A 15,678-nucleotide genomic window follows, 5' to 3' on the forward strand; every position below is an offset into this window, starting at 1 on the left:
ATGCTCGCCATCGAAATTTATCGATGGCCTATTTCAGACTGTAATGGACGTACTTAAATGAGTGGTTCTATTCATTTAAGTACGTCCCCAATGAGTGCGTCCCCAATGACTAGGGCTATTCCACGGTGCCGTAGACGGCGCCCCAGCCGTGGGCGGCCAAGGCGGAGTTGAGCTGGTCGCAAAGTGACTGGCGGTCGTAGTAGCCGGGCGGCAAAAGATTCACGATCTCCATGAGGTCGGGCGCCAGGTCCAAGATTTCGGCCTGTACGATCAGATCCAGGCGGTCGATGGCGTGGCGGTCGTAAAACAGTCCGTCGACCAGGCGCTGCAAGTCGCCGAATTCCTCGGCCTGAAACGATCCGTACTCCATAGTGCCTCCTTGGGCGCCCCACGCCGGCATGCGCGGCGATTCGTAATTGATTGCGATGAACTTAATCTATCACGGCTTCATAACGTTGCGACGATGGCGGTCTATACTTAGACGAACTGCAACGTACCGCTTCGCGAAAGGTCGCACCCCATGCAGACGATCTACCAGAAGATGGAAACCACCGAACTCGATGCCGCCATCGAGGCGCTTAAAGCCGAGGTTGCCGAGGTCAAGGCCAAGGGCCTGGCGCTCGACATGGCGCGCGGCAAGCCGTCGCCCTCCCAGGTGAACATTTCTCGCCCCATGCTCGATATCCTCAATGCCGATGCCGATCTGCACGACGGCAATGTCGACTGCTCCAACTACGGTTGCTTCGAGGGCATTCCCTCGGCACGCAAGCTGGCGGGGGAGTTCCTGGGTTGTCCTGCCGAGCAGACGCTCGTACTGGGCTCATCGAGCCTGCTGATCGAGCACGATATCGCCGGTATGTTCTGGCGTTGCGGCTCGTGCGGCAGCGACCCTTGGGAGGCTTACGAGGCAGCGCACGACGGCAAGAAGGTCAAGTTCCTGTGCCCCGTTCCCGGCTACGATCGCCACTTTGGCATCACCGCCGACTTGGGCATCGAGAACGTCCCCGTCGCGATGACCGACAACGGCCCCGACATGGACGAGGTTGAGCGCCTGGTTGCCACCGACGACTCCATCAAGGGCATCTGGTGCGTGCCCAAGTATTCCAACCCCACGGGCATCACCTTTAGCGAGGACACTGTGCGTCGCCTGGTCGAGATGCCCACGGCCGCGCCCGATTTCCGCATCTTCTGGGACAACGCCTACTGCGTGCACGACCTGTACGACGAGACCGACGAGCTCGCCAACATCTTCGATCTTGCCCGCGCGGCGGGCACCGAGGACCGCGTGGTGGCCTTTGCCTCGACGTCCAAGATCACCTTCCCGGGTGCCGGCATCGGCTTTATCGGTGCGAGCCCCGCGGTCATCGCCGAGTTCTCCAAGCGCCTGAAGGCCGGTCTTATTAGCGCCGACAAGCTCAACCAGCTGCGTCACGTGCGTTTCCTTCCCACCATCGAGGCGGTCAAGGAGCACATGAAAAAGCATGCCGAGTTCCTGCGCCCGCGCTTTGAGGCCGTTGAGCGTAAACTCACCGAGGGCTTGGGCAACACGGGTTGCGCCACTTGGACTCATCCCCATGGCGGCTACTTTGTGAGTTTCGATGGCCCCGAGGGCTCGGCCCAGAAGGTCGCCGCGCTTTGTGCCGACCTGGGCGTCAAGCTCACGCCGGCTGGTGCCACCTGGCCTTATGGCAAGGATCCGCGCGACACCAACATCCGCATCGCGCCGAGCTATCCCACGGTCGAGGACCTGGAGGCCGCGCTCGATGTGCTGGTGCTGGCCGTCAAGCTCGTCGCTGCCGAGCTTGCGCGTTCCGAGCGCGCCTAACGCGTAGGACCCCGCAAGTCCACGCCTAGTACTATCCGCACTTTCGATACGTAAAGGAGCGTATACATGGATTTGGGTATTTCCACCAACCCCACGCCAGAGCTCTACACCATTAAGGTGACCGGTGAGATCGATATCTCTAACGCCGATAGCCTGCGCAATGCCATCGACCTGGCGCTCGAGCAGCCCACTGAGGCCGTTGAGCTCGATTTTGCCCAGGTGAGCTACATCGATTCGACGGGCATTGGCGTGCTTGTGGGCGCCGCACACCACGCAGCTGATCATGGTAAGCGTTTTAGCTGCGTCAACGTGCAGCCCCCGGTGATGCGCGTGGTTCAGCTGTTGGGCGTCGACCAGGAGATTTCGATCACCGCTGCATAATCTTTGCCCCCAAAAGGGCGTGCCGTTTGGCATATGTTTGTGATGCGCTCGGACGTTTTGGCGTCCGGGCGCTATACTTGACCGAATGAATAGACGAGTTCCGGCCGAATGGCGCGGTGCGGGCTCGACTCACATCGAGCCTTGGAGGTATGTGTGTTTGGTATTGGAGAGGGTGAGCTCGCGATCATCGTGGTCTTCGGCTTTTTGCTGTTTGGCCCGGATAAGCTCCCGCAGATGGGCCGCACGATCGGCCGTGCTATCCGTCAGTTCCGCGAGACGCAGGAAAAGATGACGGCCGTTGTTCAGTCCGAGATTATCGATCCGGTGAGCGAGGCCGCGTCGGCCCCGGTCAAGCCCAAGAAGACTGCTGCGACCGACGACGATTCCGATGCGGACGAGGATGCCGCCGAGACGGCAGCGCCCGCCAAGAAGGAGACCTTTGCCGAGCGTCGCGCCCGTCTTGCTGCCGAGAAGGCCGCAAGCGAGGGCGCTGCTGAGGGCGAAGGCGCTGTTGATGAGGCCGAGGGTACAGAGCCTGCTGCTGCCGTCGAGCCCGAGCCTGCTGCAGAGCCCAAGCCCGAGCCGGCAGAGCCCACGACGGCTGACCTCTACGCCCGTCGTCCCCGCAAGCGCAAGGCCGTCGTCGACCAGCTCGCTCGCGAGCTCGAGGTCGAGGACGATGCCGAGGCTGCTGCCGCCGACGCCCCGAAGGGAGGCGATGAGTAATGCCGATCGGACCTGCGCGCATGCCGCTCTTCGATCACCTGGGAGAGCTCCGTCGCCGCCTGACCATCGTGGTCGTTTCGGTGTTTGCCGCCGCCATCGTGCTGTACTTTGCCACGCCCGTGGTGCTCGATATTCTTGAGGACCCCATCCGCTCCTTTGTGCCGGACGGTAAGTTTTACATCACCACCACGCTCGGCGGCTTTGGCCTGCGCTTCTCGCTTGCCATCAAGATGGCCGTGGTCATGTGCACGCCCATGATCATCTGGCAGATTCTGGCATTTTTCCTGCCGGCACTGCGCCCCAACGAGCGCAAGTGGGTTGTGCCCACGGTGCTCGCCTCGACGGTGCTGTTCTTCCTGGGTGCCATCTTCTGCTACTTCATCATCATCCCGGCGGGCTTTGAGTGGCTCATCGGCGAGACCTCGGCTGTCGCTACGGCGTTGCCCGATCTGGAGAACTACGTCAACATGGAGCTGCTCTTTATGATCGGCTTTGGTGTGGCGTTTGAGCTGCCGCTCATCATCTTCTACCTGTCCGTTTTCCACATCGTGTCCTATGCGGCCTTCCGCAGCGCCTGGCGCTACGTGTACGTAGGCCTGCTCGTGGGTTCGGCTGTGATTACGCCCGACGGCTCGCCCGTTACGCTGGGTCTCATGTATGGCGCCCTGCTCTCGCTCTACGAGATTTCGCTCGCCATCGCTCGCGTGGTCATTACCGCGCGCGAGGGCAAGGAGGGCCTGTTCGTGAGCCGTCTGGACCTGTTCTCGGACGACGAGGACGACGAGGAGTAAATCGGTATGCACGAGGTTGGCATTGTCAACGGCATACTCGATACAGTGATTCGCGCGGCGCGTGGGGCGGGGGCCTCGCGCGCCGTTTTGGTAACGCTTCGTATCGGGGATATGACCGAGGTCGTGCGCGAGGCACTCGACTTTGCGTGGGAGACGTTTCGCGATGAGGACCCGCTCACGCGCGGCTGCGAGCTTGCCGTGGAGGAGGTCCATCCACAAAGCGAGTGCCTGGACTGCGGCGAGGTCTTTGAGCACGACCGTTTCCATTGTCGCTGCCCCCAGTGTGGCGGCGCCAACGTGCGCCTGCTGCACGGCCGCGAGCTCGATATCGCAAGTATCGAAATCGAAACCCCCGACGATTAGCCCGCTAGCCATCTAATGATGGGGTATAAAGGGGCCAAAGTAAGGAGCGCTAAGTATGGCCGAGAAAACGATTGATATCGCGTCGCCGATCCTGTCGCGCAACGAGCGCCTGGCAGATCAGCTGCGTCAGCGATTTAATGAGGCAGGCACCTACGTGATCAATGTGCTGTCGAGCCCCGGCTCGGGTAAGACCACCACGATTCTGGGCACCAACGAGCGCCTGCGTGACAAAGCCGGCCTGCGCTGTGCCGTCATCGAGGGCGATATCGCCTCGGATGTCGATGCCATCACCATGAAGGAAGCCGGCATGCCCGCCATCCAGATCAACACGGGCGGCCTGTGCCACCTCGAGGGCAACATGATCATGGAGGCCGTCGACGCCTTCGACCAGGCTGTGGGTCTGGAGAACATCGACGTCATCTTTATCGAAAACGTGGGCAACCTGGTCTGCCCGGTCGACTTTGACCTGGGCGAGAACCTGTCCATCATGATTCTCTCGGTGCCCGAGGGCGACGACAAGCCCATCAAGTACCCGGGCATCTTCCAACACGCCGGCGCGCAGCTGCTCAACAAGGTCGACGTGGCTCCGGCTTTCGATTTTGACATGGATAGGTATACTAAGACACTCGATGACCTCAATCCGCAGGCGCCGCGGTTTGCCGTGAGCGCGCGCAAGGGCGAGGGCATGGATGCCTGGTGCGATTGGCTCATCGGGCAGATTGAGCAAGCAAGGGCGTAAGTCGGCCGCCATACGGGCGGGCGTAGCCGCAGAGATACGAGATAGGAGCCTCTTTTGAAGCTCATCATCGCCGAGAAAAACGACGCCGCGCGTCAGATTGCCGAGCGTCTGTCCACGGGCAAGCCCAAAAAGGACAAGGTGTACAACACCGCCATCTACCGTTTTGAGTGGAAGGGCGAGGAGTGCGTGACGATCGGCCTTGCCGGTCACATCCTTGCGCCCGATTTTTGCGACAGCGTGCTGTTCGATAAAAAGCTGGGCTGGTATTCGGTCACGGAGGACGGTGAGATGCTGCCGGCCGATATGCCCGATGGCTTGGCCCGCCCGCCGTACGACACCAAGCGCAAGCCGTTTCTTGCCGACGGCATCTCCATCAAGGGCTGGAAGCTCGAGAGTCTGCCCTATCTCACCTGGGCACCCGTCATTAAGCTGCCGGCCGAGAAGGAACTCATCCGCTCGCTCAAGAACCTCGCCAAAAAGTCCGACAGTGTCATCATCGCCACGGACTTCGATCGCGAGGGCGAGCTGATCGGTTCGGACGCCCTCAACAAGGTGCGCGAGGTGGCGCCCGACTTGCCGGTCGCCCGCGCCCAGTATTCTTCGTTTACCAAGGCCGAGATCACGCAGGCCTTCGATAACCTTGTCTCGCTCGACCAGAACCTGGCCGACGCCGGCGAGAGCCGTCAGCACATCGACCTCATTTGGGGTGCAGTGCTCACGCGCTACCTGACGCTCGCCAAGTTTGGCGGCTTTGGCAACGTGCGTTCCGCCGGCCGCGTGCAGACGCCGACGCTTGCCCTGGTGGTCGAGCGCGAGCGCGAGCGCATGGCGTTTGTGCCCGAGGACTATTGGCAGATTCGCGGCATGGGCGCCGCGCAAGGCGCTGCCGAGGACGATCGCTTTAAGATCGCGCACAAGACGGCGCGCTTTACCGACAAGGATGCTGCTGAGACGGCGTACGGTCACGTTGACGGCGCTACGACGGCAACCGTCGCCGCGGTGACCAAGCGCTCGCGTAAGCAGCAGCCGCCCACGCCGTTTGCGACGACCTCGCTGCAGGCTGCCGCCGCGGCCGAGGGCATCTCACCTGCGCGTACCATGCGCATCGCCGAGTCCCTCTACATGGCCGGTCTCATCAGCTACCCGCGTGTCGACAACACCGTGTATCCCGCGACGCTCGATCTGGGCGCCGTGGTGAGCGACCTGGCAAAGATCAACCCGGCGCTGGCGCCCGTGTGCAAAAAGGTGCTCGCCGGCCCCATGAAGCCCACGCGCGGCAAGGTCGAGACCACCGACCACCCGCCTATCTACCCCACGGGCGAGGGCGATCCGTCCACGCTCGACGGCGGCCAGCGCAAACTCTATGACCTCATCGCCCGTCGCTTCCTGGCAACGCTCATGGGGCCCGCGACCATCGAGAACACCAAGCTCGAGCTCGATGTGAACGGTGAGCCGTTCGTGGCTTCGGGCGACGTGCTCGTGACCCCGGGCTTCCGCGAGGCATATCCGTACGGTCTCAAGCGCGACGAGCAGATGCCGCCGCTTGAGCAGGGCGACACGGTCGACGTATTCGACATTAAGCTCGAGGCCAAGCAGACCGAGCCGCCCGCGCGCTACAGCCAGGGCAAGCTCGTGCAGGAGATGGAAAAGCGCGGCCTGGGCACCAAGTCCACGCGCGCGAGTATCATCGAGCGCCTGTATGCCGTGCGCTATCTCAAAAATGATCCCGTTGAGCCGAGCCAGCTGGGCATCGCCATCATCGACGCGCTGTCGCAGTTTGCCCCGCGCATCACGAGCCCCGATATGACCAGCGAGCTCGACGGCGACATGACCCGCGTGGAGCGCGGCGAGGACACCGAAGAGCATGTCGTGACGCACTCGCGCGCGCTGCTGGCCGGCGTGCTCGACGAGCTGCTCAAGCATACGCAGGAGCTGGGCGACGCCATCAGCGACGCCGTCACGGCCGATGCGCGCGTGGGCGCCTGCCCCAAGTGCGGCAAGGACCTGGTTATGAAGACGAGCGCCAAGACCCGCGGCAGCTTTATCGGCTGCATGGGTTGGCCCGACTGCGACGTGACCTATCCGGTGCCGAGCGGCGTCAAGGTGAGCCCGCTCGAGGGCGAGGCCGCCGTGTGCCCCGAGTGCGGCGCGCCGCGCATCAAGTGCCAGCCATTCCGCCAGAAGGCCTTCGAGATCTGCGTGAACCCCACGTGCCCCACCAACTACGAGCCCGATCTTAAGGTGGGCGAGTGCAAGGTGTGTGCCGAGGCCGGACGTCACGGCGACCTGATCGCGCACAAGAGCGAGAAGAGCGGCAAGCGCTTTATCCGCTGCACCAACTACGATGACTGCGGCGTGAGCTATCCGCTGCCGGCGCGCGGCAAGCTCGAGGCGACGGGCGAGACCTGCCCCGAGTGCGGCGCCCCCATCGTGGTGGTCAACACGGCGCGCGGTCCGTGGCGTATCTGCGTCAACATGGACTGCCCGACCAAGGAGAAGAAGCCCGCCCGCGGTCGCAAGACCACAACCAAGGCGAGCACGGCAAAGAAGACGACGGCGGCCAAGAAGACCACGGCTAAGAAAGCCACTGCCGCCAAGAAGACGACCGCGAAGAAGTCGACTGCCAAGAAAGCAGCCTCCGACAAGTAACGGCGCGGTCGAAACATTGCCTAAAAAACGAGCGAGGACCCCACGATCCTCGCTCGTTTTTTTGACCGGCAGTTAGGGACGTTCCTTTTCTGCCGGCAGTTTAGGAACGTCTCTAACTGCCGGCTCGGGAACGACAAAGCGCTAGTTCACCTCGACGGGTTTGGCGCCGGGATAGCGCTCCTCAAAGTCTAGGCGGTACTTATTGTCATTGGTACCCGCCACGTTGTCGCGCGACAGCGGCGCCACGATCTCATTCTTGTGGTCCGCAGGCTTGGCGTATTTCAGGCTGATCTCCCAGGCATCACAGATTGCGTCAATGCGGTGATCCAGGTCGTCGTACAGGGCGATGATGTCCTTCCAGGAGCTGTAGTTCTTGGAGCTCGTCGGGACGTCCAGGTCCTCGACGATGTCGTAATACTGCTCGATGGTGTCCTCCGTGCGCTCGGCGACGTCGGCGAGATTTTGACGGGTGGTTCGATCCTCTTCCAGATAGTTGCCGTTGAAGTTCTGCGCGCAGCCACGGACCTGGCTGTCGAGATCTTCGAGCAGGTCGTAGTATTCGCTCAGGCGACGGTAGAGGTTCTGCTCGGAGAGCGTTGCTTCGCCGCCATCCTCGTCGTCATCGTCATCATCGTCGTACAGGCTGTTGGGATCGCCGAGAGGCTTTAGGTCATCGTCGTCGACGTCATGGTGCAGCTTAGCTACCGCGGCAGTCGTCTGCGTGGCGGCGTTGTCGAAAGGCTTGATCACAAAGAAAACGACCAGGGCGATGATGATCGCCACCAGCACAACAATAACGGCGATAAGCGGCCCGGTGCCGCTCTTTTTGGGAGCGGGGGTCTGTGGCGAAGCGGGCGCGTATGCGGGAGCCGGCTGCTGTTGGGGCGAGCCGCTCGCGACGGGTATGCGCTGCGTGGTCTCGACGGCCTCGGTCCTTGCGGCAGGGTCGGGGCTATAGGCGAGGGAGTCATCCGCCTTGGCTTGCGGCGTATCAAGGGAGCCGGTCTGCTCAAAAGCGGGCTGGCTATCGCTTGCGGCTGTTTGCTCAACGGGTGCACCGCATGAGGTGCAGAACTTGGCATCATCTGCAAGAAGCTTGCCGCACGAGGCGCAATACCGAGACATTGCCACTCCTTTCGCCACATTTCAATGCAATACGACGATTATACCCAGCATCCAAAATTCCCCATCATAAGTTGCGGTGAAATAGGGACTGTTTGGCGGTCTCAGAGCTTCAATCAGTCCCTATTTCACCGCAACTTTGGAAAGGCGCCTTTAGCCATTGGGGACGCGCCGAGCACTGGGGTATCATGGCTTGGTTGATATATCTGCATTTACGCGCCTTGTAGGAAGGGGCTGCGCCCATGGCTTTTGAGCCCGCTCAACATAGCTTCATTACGCTCGAGGGCGTCGATGGCGCCGGCAAGTCCACGCAGGCGCGCCTGCTTGCCCGCGCGCTCGAACTCGCTGGCTATCAGGTTGTGAGCCTGCGCGAGCCGGGCGGCACTGCCATCAGCGAAAAGATTCGCGCCCTGCTGCTCGACCCTGCCAACACGACGATGGGCGATACCTGCGAGCTGTTGCTCTACGAGGCTGCGCGTGCCCAGCTGGTGCACGAGGTCATCGCGCCCGCCCTCGCTGCCGGCAAGGTGGTCCTGTGCGATCGCTTCTACGATTCCACGACCTGCTACCAGGCATTTGCCGATGGGCTCGACCGCCAGATGGTGCGCGACGCCAACAACCTGGCCGTCGCGGGAACGCACCCGGCGCTCACGCTCGTCTACCACATCACGCCCGAGCAGGCGGCGCTGCGCATGGCAGCTCGTGGCGCGGCAGATCGCATGGAGGCTAAGGGCATGGCATTCCAGGAGCGTGTCTACGAGGGGTTTTGCGCAATTGCTGCCGAGGAGCCAGACCGCGTAAAGCTCATCGACGCCACTACGACCGTCGAGGAAGTCTTCGAGAAGACGGTCGAGCAGGTTCGCGCGTACGGTCTCGACATTCCGCAGGAAGCCGTCGCCGCCGCGCTTGCCAAGGAGGCCGAGTAACATGGCCCCCGCTCAGGCAAGCCTGCTGGCCAAGCTCGACACCCAAGAGCGCGTGCGTGACTTTTTGACCAATGCCGTCGCTAGCGGTCGCGCATCGCACGCCTACCTGTTTTTGGGCGCTCCCGGCGCGGGCAAGCTCGACGCCGCGTGGGCGCTCGCCCAAGCCTTCCTGTGCGAGCAGAATGGCTGCGGCTCATGCGATAGCTGCGTGCGCGTCGCCCGCCATACGCACCCCGACGTGCACTATTACACGCCCGAGAGCGCCACGGGTTACCTCATTGCCCAGACCCGCGAGCTGCTCGATGACGTGCCACTGGCGCCCATCCGTGCCAAGGCCAAGGTCTACATCATCGACCGTGCCGAGCAACTGCGTGCCAACACCGCCAACGCACTGCTCAAAACGCTCGAGGAGCCGCCCGAGGGCGTTATGTTTATCTTGCTGGGCACCTCGGCCGACGTGATGCTGCCCACTATCGTGAGTCGTTGCCAGTGCGTGCCGTTTCGGCTGGTATCGCCCGCCGCCGCCGCGCAGGCCGTGAGCCGCGCCACCGGTCAGGACCCTGCGCGTTGCCGCATGGCGGTCGCCGTGGCGGGAAGCCCCACACGCGGCATCGAGTTTCTTAAGAGCGCCGAGCGCCAGGATGCTCGCCGCCAGATGGTCCGCGCCATCGATTCGCTCATCGCCGCCGACGAGGCCGACGTGCTCAGCCGCGCCAAGTCGCTCATTGTCGCCGTTAAGGCGCCGCTCGCCGAGGTCAAGTCCACGCAGGAAAAGGTACTCGAGCAAAACGCCGACTACCTGTCGCGTGGAGCATTGAAGCAGCTTGAGGACCGCAACAAGCGCGAACTCAACGCGCGCGAGCGTTCGGGTATCATGGAAGCGCTGGCGAGCGCGCGGACGCTCATGCGCGACGTGCTGCTGACACTTCAGGACGAGGCAGCCGACGTGGTGAACGAGGACGTGCGCGACACGATCGGTCGGCTTGCCGCCGCGACCAATGTTGCGGGTGCCACCCAGGCGCTCGAGGCGGTCGCGACCGCCGAGCGCAACATCGCCAGAAACGTTACTCCCCAGCTGGCCATCGAGGTCATGCTGTTCGATATCAGGAAGGCACTGAAATGCCGTTAGTCGTACCCGTTAAGTTTACCTACGCCTCGCGCGACCTGTGGTTTGACCCGCAGGACCTGGATATCCTCGAGGCAGATTACGCTATTTGCTCCACCGAGCGCGGAACCGAGATCGGCCTGGTCACGGCTGATCCCTTCGAGGTACCGCAAGACGAGATCGGTCAGCCGCTCAAGCCCGTGCTGCGTGTGGCGAGCGACATCGACCTGCAGCTTGCCGACGACCTGGCCATCCAGGGTGACGAGGCCATGGTCGATTTCCGCCGTCTGGTCAAAGAGCTCGACCTCGAGATGAAGCCGGTCGGCGTCGAGTACCTGTTTGGCGGCGAGAAGGCCGTGTTCTACTTTGCCGCCGAGGAGCGCGTCGATTTTCGCCAGCTCGTCAAGGATCTGTCCTCGACGCTGCACATTCGCGTTGACATGCGCCAGATCGGCGTGCGCGACGAGACTCGCCTGGTGGGCGGCTATGCCCAGTGCGGCCAGGAGCTCTGTTGCACGCGCTTTGGCGGACAGTTTGAGCCCGTCTCGATCCGCATGGCAAAAGAGCAGGACCTGCCGCTCAATTCCTCCAAGATCAGCGGCGTTTGCGGCCGCCTGATGTGCTGCCTGCGCTATGAGTTCGAAGCGTACAAGGACTTTAAGAGTCGTGCGCCCAAAAAGAAGACGCTCATCGATACGCCGCTCGGCAAGGCGCGTATTCAGGAATATGACACGCCGCGTGAGCAGCTGGTGCTGCGCCTGGAGAACGGCAAGGTCTTTAAGGTCAACCTGGCCGATATGACCTGCTCGGAGGGCTGCAAAAAGAAGGCCGCCGAGCAGGGCTGCAACTGCCGCCCCGACTGCGTGACGCGCGACGTGCTCGAGCGCATCGAGTCGCCCGAGATGCGCCTGGCACTCATGGAGCTCGACCGCGAGAACGGCGTCGACGTGGGCGATGGCCTGTCGAGCGCCGACCGTCTGGCCGGTACGTCGATGCCCAAGCGCCGTCGTCGCGATGCCGATTCCGATGCTCGCGCCGGTCAGGGGCAGGGCGAGGGCCGTGGCCGCGGAAAGGGCCGTGGCAATGCCGCAACGCCTGAGGCCGAGGAGGCCGCCGGTGGCCGTCGTCGTCGCAAGCGCGCGGGCTCGGGCGATGCTGCCGAGGCTGCAGCCGCGGGCAAGAACGCCTCTCGCGAGCGCGAGGTTCAGCAACCCCAGCAGCAGAATCGCGGCGGTGGCATGAACCCCACACGTCGCCGCCGCCGTCATCTGTCGAGCGAGGAGCGCGAGGACGCCTTCCGCGCCGCAGCTGCTCGCGAGGCTGGTGCCGCTTCCAAGGGCGCCTCGGCCTCCGATGCGTCTGCCGACAAGGGCGGCAAGTCACGTGGCGAGGATGAGCGCGCGCCGCGTCCGCGCCGTCGCCATTCCTTGGGCGCGCAGCAGAAGCCTTCAGTGCCCTCCGTGGCCGATCAGGTCTCGGATGGCGAGGTCAAGGTCACGCGCCGTCGTCCCGGAGATGGCGGGGGAGCGGCTGCTAAGGCTTCGCGTGGCGCCGCTCGCGACGAGCGCGAGCCGCGCGAGGATCGCGGTGGCGAGGGCTCGGCCGACCAGGGCCAAAAGCGCCGTCGCCGTCGCCGTTCCCGCAAGCCGCGCCAGGATGGTGGCGAGGGCTCGCCCCCGTCTTCGTCTGCACCACAACCGCCCGCCGGCGAATAACGCCCGCGAGCGGATTTTGCTCGCCTTGCCCCGAGCGCATCGGGGTATCATAGCGCTGAATCAACAACCCTCCCTGCGACCGAACGTAGGGAGGGTTGTGTCTTGAAGAGCCATCTGAACAAATTGAGCCGTCTGCAGGGTGCCGGCGCCCTGCCGTTTGCGGACGAATTGCTGCCGTTTGCCGAGCGGGCGGCACGCGAGGCACTCGAGGCATTGTCGCCAACACGATGTGCCGGCTGCGAGCGCGCCGGTGCGCTTATTTGCCAAGACTGCCTGGCCGCGCTCACGCTCATCGACCCACGTCATAGCTGCACCCGATGCGGCGCCCCGTTTGGGGATTTGCTGTGCACTGAGTGTTCGGTCGAGGGCACGTCCTCGGCAATGGCGGAGGCGCTCGACCGCTGCCTGGCGTGCTCCGTCTATGCGCATCCGCTGCCGCGCATCATTAAAGCGTACAAGGACGCGGGCGAGCGACGCCTGGCGCCGTATCTGGCGGAGCTGCTCTACGACACCGCCCTGCATGCCCAGGTCGTAGCGCCCGATCGCTTAGGAGGTGTGCTGTCCGGTGCGGATGCGGTGGTGTTTGTGCCTGCGACGGCGGCAGCGTTTCGGCGGCGCGGTTTTGATCATATGGAGGCCATTGCGCGCCCATTTTGCGAGCTGTCGGGTGTTCCTCTGCTCGATGCCCTCGTCAAGTACGGGCATGGCGACCAGCGCGAACTCGGTCGTGAGGAGCGTCGCGAGCGTGCCCAAGGCATGTACGAGACGGTTGAGGACGTGCACGGCCGCCGCCTACTGCTTATCGATGACGTTATCACCACGGGCGCGACCATGGCAGCAGCCTCGGCGGAGCTCAAGCGTGCCGGCGCTGCGGCAGTCGATGGCCTTGCTATCGCACGTGTTTGGTAGGGGTGGTTTTGTGGCAGTGAAGATGGCGCGTGCGGCCCGTCCTGACCTGCGAAATCTGTACTCGCGATGCGAATGACGCCCCTAACCTTAAACTTTAGCTTGAACTTAGCTATAATGCGCTACGTTCCTGCCAGGCTGTGGTTGCGGACGGACGAAATGCCCGTCCTAGTCCAAGACAGACGCGGTCAAAGGGATCCACGTAAGCGACCGCGTGCGCGCGGCGCGATCATGGCGCGTCCTAGATGTAAGCCGCACCGTCCGTTCTACTTTCTTTGGGGCAATACCGCCTCGCGGGCGAGCGGGCCAGTCGTGAAGGTGGCTGCGGCCTCCCGAGCAAACACCCCGGTGCGCAAGTGTGGGGTCAAATACCAGGTCAGCTGGTGGGAACAATCTGATATTCCGCGCAACGCACGGATCGTATACGACACAGAAGGCAGGGTAGTGGACATGGTGAGGGGCAGCTTGATGCACGCGGCTCGGTTAGGTGCTGGGACCGCAGCGGTCATCGCCGTTTTGGGCCTGAGCGGATGCGCGTTCAACCCGCTGTCTACGTTCACGACTCCCACGATCGACCAGATCGAGTACGAGACCGTCACGCCCGCGGTGTCGGATGATGCCCTGGTCACCCCCGGTACCCTGACGGTTGCCCTCGATACCTCCGATGCGCCGCAGGCCATGCAGGGCGCTGACGGCGAGCTCACGGGGTATGCAGTCGACGCTGCCCGCGCCCTCGCAAGCCGCATGGGCCTTAAGGTCGCCTTTGTCGATGCGTCCTCGGCAGGTTCCGCGCTCGGTGACAAAAAGGCTGATATCTTTATCGGCGAGATCAACTCCACGGATGGGGACGTTAGCTCGCTCGGCACGTGCCTGTACGATGCCGCTTCCGTGTTCGGTAAAACCAGCGATGGTGGGTCGCTGAGCGTTTCCACCGATACCCTTAACACGTCTACTCTGGGTATCCAGATGTCCTCGGCCTCGCAGGAGGCGCTTGCTAAGCAGAGCATCACCGCCAACCAAAAGACTTACTCCAACATCAACGAGTGCTTTGAGGCGCTCGAGTCCGGCGAGGTCGACTATGTGGTCTGCGACTCCACGGCTGGCGGTTACCTTGCGCGACTGATGAGCGAGATCTCCTATGTCGGTGCGCTCGAGGCGCCCTCGACGCTTGGTGTTGCAGGCCTTTCGTCCAATGACGAACTGTGTCGTGCCGTGAGCGATGCCCTCGACGGTATTACGGCCGACGGCACGCTCGAGGCGGTCCACTGCGTCTGGTACGGCACGATGCCCTACGACCTCACCACTAAGACGGTTTCGGGCGCTAACGTGCAGCCGGGCGACTCTGAGTCCAGCGAGACCACATCCTCCGGCAGCGAGTCCTCCGATTCCAACAATGAGACCGCATCCTCCGAAGACAAATCGTCCAGCCAGGAAGACACCATCACCGACGACGACATTAACAAGCTTAATAGCTAGTTATTGCTAGGGGTGGCGTCTCCTATGCGCTAGGAGGGACGCCTCTTCACGGTTTCAACACGCATCGCCGGGCTCTCCCAACAGGGGAGCCCGGCTTTTTCGTTTCCATAAAACCAGCAGGTCAAAGACATTTTTTAGGTGCAAAACCAAAGTCGCCGTCGCTCTTCCATAGCGCACTTTGCCACAGAAAAGTGCGAGACTTCGGTATGCGGTATCAAGCAGTCGTTATTCGGGTCTTTAGGAATCCGCGTGATTAAATGCACGGCAATGGGTACATAGCCAGTACAGTAAGTCCCCGAGGCAGATTGGAGCCACGTATGGATATCAAGGTTTCTGGACGCAAGACGACGGTAACCGATGCTCTGCGTGCGCATGTGGATGAGAAGATCGGCGAGGCGCTCAAGGTTTTCGATATCGAGCCCATGACAGTCGACGTCGTGCTTCGTTATGAGAAGAACCCCTCGAACCCCAACCCGGCAATCGTCGAGGTCACGGTTCGTGCCCGCGGCTCTGTGATTCGCGTTGCCGAGCACGGCGCAGATATGTATGCCGCCATCGACCTCTCCGCCGATAAGGTTACCCGCCAGCTGCGCAAGTTCAAGACTAAGGTCGTGGACAACCGCCAGGGTGGTGCCAGCGCCGCGGATGTCGCACCGGTCGAGCGCGTCGAGGATCTGGCCGACCTGCTGCTGCCCGAGGAGGAAGACGACCTGCTCGTCCGCGAGAAGGTTATCGACGTCACTCCGATGACTGAGGAGCAGGCGCTGGTGCAGACCGATCTGCTCGGTCACGACTTCTACGTGTTCGAGAACGCGACGACCGGCCTTATCAATGTGGTGTATCACCGTAAGAATGGTGGATATGGCATCATCAAGCCCCGCATCGAAACACTTGACGAGTAAAATACGTTAACTTGCATGAGTTAACGGCTGGGGGGGGGGGGGGGGGGGGGGG

Annotated in this window: 15 protein-coding genes; 13 read left to right on the forward strand and 2 right to left on the reverse strand. The window is 62.6% G+C overall.

Annotated elements, in window-relative coordinates:
* Positions 1-115: 115 nt before the first annotated feature.
* On the reverse strand, positions 116-370 hold the full coding sequence (locus DXA43_RS07830) for a hypothetical protein (protein ID WP_022093864.1): 255 nt from the start codon (positions 368-370) through the stop codon (positions 116-118).
* A 150-nt stretch (positions 371-520) separates the two neighbouring features.
* Between DXA43_RS07830 and DXA43_RS07835 the strand changes: the two genes are divergently transcribed.
* From DXA43_RS07835 to DXA43_RS07865, 7 genes are all read left to right on the forward strand, one after another.
* Entirely contained in the window at positions 521-1,825 is a 1,305-nt protein-coding gene (locus tag DXA43_RS07835) for an aminotransferase class I/II-fold pyridoxal phosphate-dependent enzyme (protein ID WP_117806781.1), read from the forward strand.
* A gap of 66 nt (positions 1,826-1,891) precedes the next feature.
* Entirely contained in the window at positions 1,892-2,206 is a 315-nt protein-coding gene (locus tag DXA43_RS07840; protein WP_089572422.1) for an STAS domain-containing protein, read from the forward strand.
* Between the two features lie 153 nt (positions 2,207-2,359).
* Positions 2,360-2,932 carry a twin-arginine translocase TatA/TatE family subunit gene (locus tag DXA43_RS07845; RefSeq protein WP_158564964.1) on the forward strand — a complete coding sequence of 191 codons (573 nt, stop codon included), beginning with the start codon at positions 2,360-2,362 and terminating at the stop codon, positions 2,930-2,932.
* On the forward strand, positions 2,932-3,723 hold the full coding sequence (gene tatC / locus DXA43_RS07850; RefSeq protein ID WP_055285525.1) for a twin-arginine translocase subunit TatC: 792 nt from the start codon (positions 2,932-2,934) through the stop codon (positions 3,721-3,723). The genes DXA43_RS07845 and tatC overlap by 1 nt, the downstream gene beginning before the upstream one ends.
* 6 nt (positions 3,724-3,729) lie before the next feature.
* On the forward strand, positions 3,730-4,086 hold the full coding sequence (gene hypA / locus DXA43_RS07855) for a hydrogenase maturation nickel metallochaperone HypA (protein ID WP_117565013.1): 357 nt from the start codon (positions 3,730-3,732) through the stop codon (positions 4,084-4,086).
* Positions 4,087-4,141: 55 nt separating this feature from the next.
* Positions 4,142-4,825 (forward strand): hydrogenase nickel incorporation protein HypB, encoded by a 684-nt coding sequence (hypB, locus tag DXA43_RS07860; RefSeq protein WP_117583579.1) that lies wholly within the window; start codon positions 4,142-4,144, stop codon positions 4,823-4,825.
* 54 nt (positions 4,826-4,879) lie between these two features.
* Positions 4,880-7,474 (forward strand): DNA topoisomerase I, encoded by a 2,595-nt coding sequence (locus tag DXA43_RS07865; RefSeq protein ID WP_117806782.1) that lies wholly within the window; start codon positions 4,880-4,882, stop codon positions 7,472-7,474.
* 141 nt (positions 7,475-7,615) lie between these two features.
* On the opposite strand, the gene DXA43_RS07870 is transcribed toward DXA43_RS07865, so the two are convergent.
* Entirely contained in the window at positions 7,616-8,599 is a 984-nt protein-coding gene (locus DXA43_RS07870; RefSeq protein ID WP_117635606.1) for a zinc-ribbon domain-containing protein, read from the reverse strand.
* Positions 8,600-8,838: 239 nt separating this feature from the next.
* Here DXA43_RS07870 and tmk point away from each other — a divergent pair, with 239 nt between their 5' ends.
* The 6 genes from tmk to hpf all read left to right on the forward strand — a co-directional run bounded on the left by tmk (position 8,839) and on the right by hpf (position 15,626).
* Positions 8,839-9,522, forward strand: coding sequence for a dTMP kinase (tmk, locus tag DXA43_RS07875; RefSeq protein WP_117799792.1), 684 nt, complete (start codon positions 8,839-8,841; stop codon positions 9,520-9,522).
* Between the two features lies 1 nt (position 9,523).
* Positions 9,524-10,651 carry an ATP-binding protein gene (locus DXA43_RS07880; protein ID WP_117806783.1) on the forward strand — a complete coding sequence of 376 codons (1,128 nt, stop codon included), beginning with the start codon at positions 9,524-9,526 and terminating at the stop codon, positions 10,649-10,651.
* A complete protein-coding gene (locus tag DXA43_RS07885; RefSeq protein WP_117806784.1) occupies positions 10,642-12,342 on the forward strand; it encodes a regulatory iron-sulfur-containing complex subunit RicT in 1,701 nt (566 codons plus the stop codon). Before DXA43_RS07880 ends, DXA43_RS07885 begins: the two co-directional genes overlap by 10 nt.
* 102 nt (positions 12,343-12,444) lie before the next feature.
* Positions 12,445-13,251, forward strand: coding sequence for a double zinc ribbon domain-containing protein (locus DXA43_RS07890; protein WP_233540049.1), 807 nt, complete (start codon positions 12,445-12,447; stop codon positions 13,249-13,251).
* Positions 13,252-13,716: 465 nt separating this feature from the next.
* The gene (locus DXA43_RS07895; protein ID WP_158564965.1) at positions 13,717-14,724 is read left to right on the forward strand and encodes an ABC transporter substrate-binding protein; all 1,008 of its coding nucleotides are present in this window, start codon (positions 13,717-13,719) and stop codon (positions 14,722-14,724) included.
* Positions 14,725-15,041: 317 nt separating this feature from the next.
* On the forward strand, positions 15,042-15,626 hold the full coding sequence (gene hpf / locus DXA43_RS07900) for a ribosome hibernation-promoting factor, HPF/YfiA family (RefSeq protein ID WP_035137685.1): 585 nt from the start codon (positions 15,042-15,044) through the stop codon (positions 15,624-15,626).
* Positions 15,627-15,678 lie beyond the last annotated feature (52 nt).

The organism is Collinsella sp. OF02-10 (genome assembly GCF_003463445.1).
GTDB lineage: Bacteria > Actinomycetota > Coriobacteriia > Coriobacteriales > Coriobacteriaceae > Collinsella.

Excerpts from the sequence above, each read along its gene's own strand:
- DXA43_RS07830 (WP_022093864.1), bottom strand. The coding sequence starts at position 370 with ATGGAGTACGGATCGTTTCAGGCCGAGGAATTCGGCGACTTGCAGCGC.
- DXA43_RS07835 (WP_117806781.1), top strand. The coding sequence starts at position 521 with ATGCAGACGATCTACCAGAAGATGGAAACCACCGAACTCGATGCCGCC.
- DXA43_RS07840 (WP_089572422.1), top strand. The coding sequence starts at position 1,892 with ATGGATTTGGGTATTTCCACCAACCCCACGCCAGAGCTCTACACCATT.
- tatC (WP_055285525.1), top strand. The coding sequence starts at position 2,932 with ATGCCGATCGGACCTGCGCGCATGCCGCTCTTCGATCACCTGGGAGAG.
- hypA (WP_117565013.1), top strand. The coding sequence starts at position 3,730 with ATGCACGAGGTTGGCATTGTCAACGGCATACTCGATACAGTGATTCGC.
- hypB (WP_117583579.1), top strand. The coding sequence starts at position 4,142 with ATGGCCGAGAAAACGATTGATATCGCGTCGCCGATCCTGTCGCGCAAC.
- DXA43_RS07870 (WP_117635606.1), bottom strand. The coding sequence starts at position 8,599 with ATGTCTCGGTATTGCGCCTCGTGCGGCAAGCTTCTTGCAGATGATGCC.
- tmk (WP_117799792.1), top strand. The coding sequence starts at position 8,839 with ATGGCTTTTGAGCCCGCTCAACATAGCTTCATTACGCTCGAGGGCGTC.
- DXA43_RS07880 (WP_117806783.1), top strand. The coding sequence starts at position 9,524 with ATGGCCCCCGCTCAGGCAAGCCTGCTGGCCAAGCTCGACACCCAAGAG.
- DXA43_RS07885 (WP_117806784.1), top strand. The coding sequence starts at position 10,642 with ATGCCGTTAGTCGTACCCGTTAAGTTTACCTACGCCTCGCGCGACCTG.
- DXA43_RS07895 (WP_158564965.1), top strand. The coding sequence starts at position 13,717 with ATGCACGCGGCTCGGTTAGGTGCTGGGACCGCAGCGGTCATCGCCGTT.
- hpf (WP_035137685.1), top strand. The coding sequence starts at position 15,042 with ATGGATATCAAGGTTTCTGGACGCAAGACGACGGTAACCGATGCTCTG.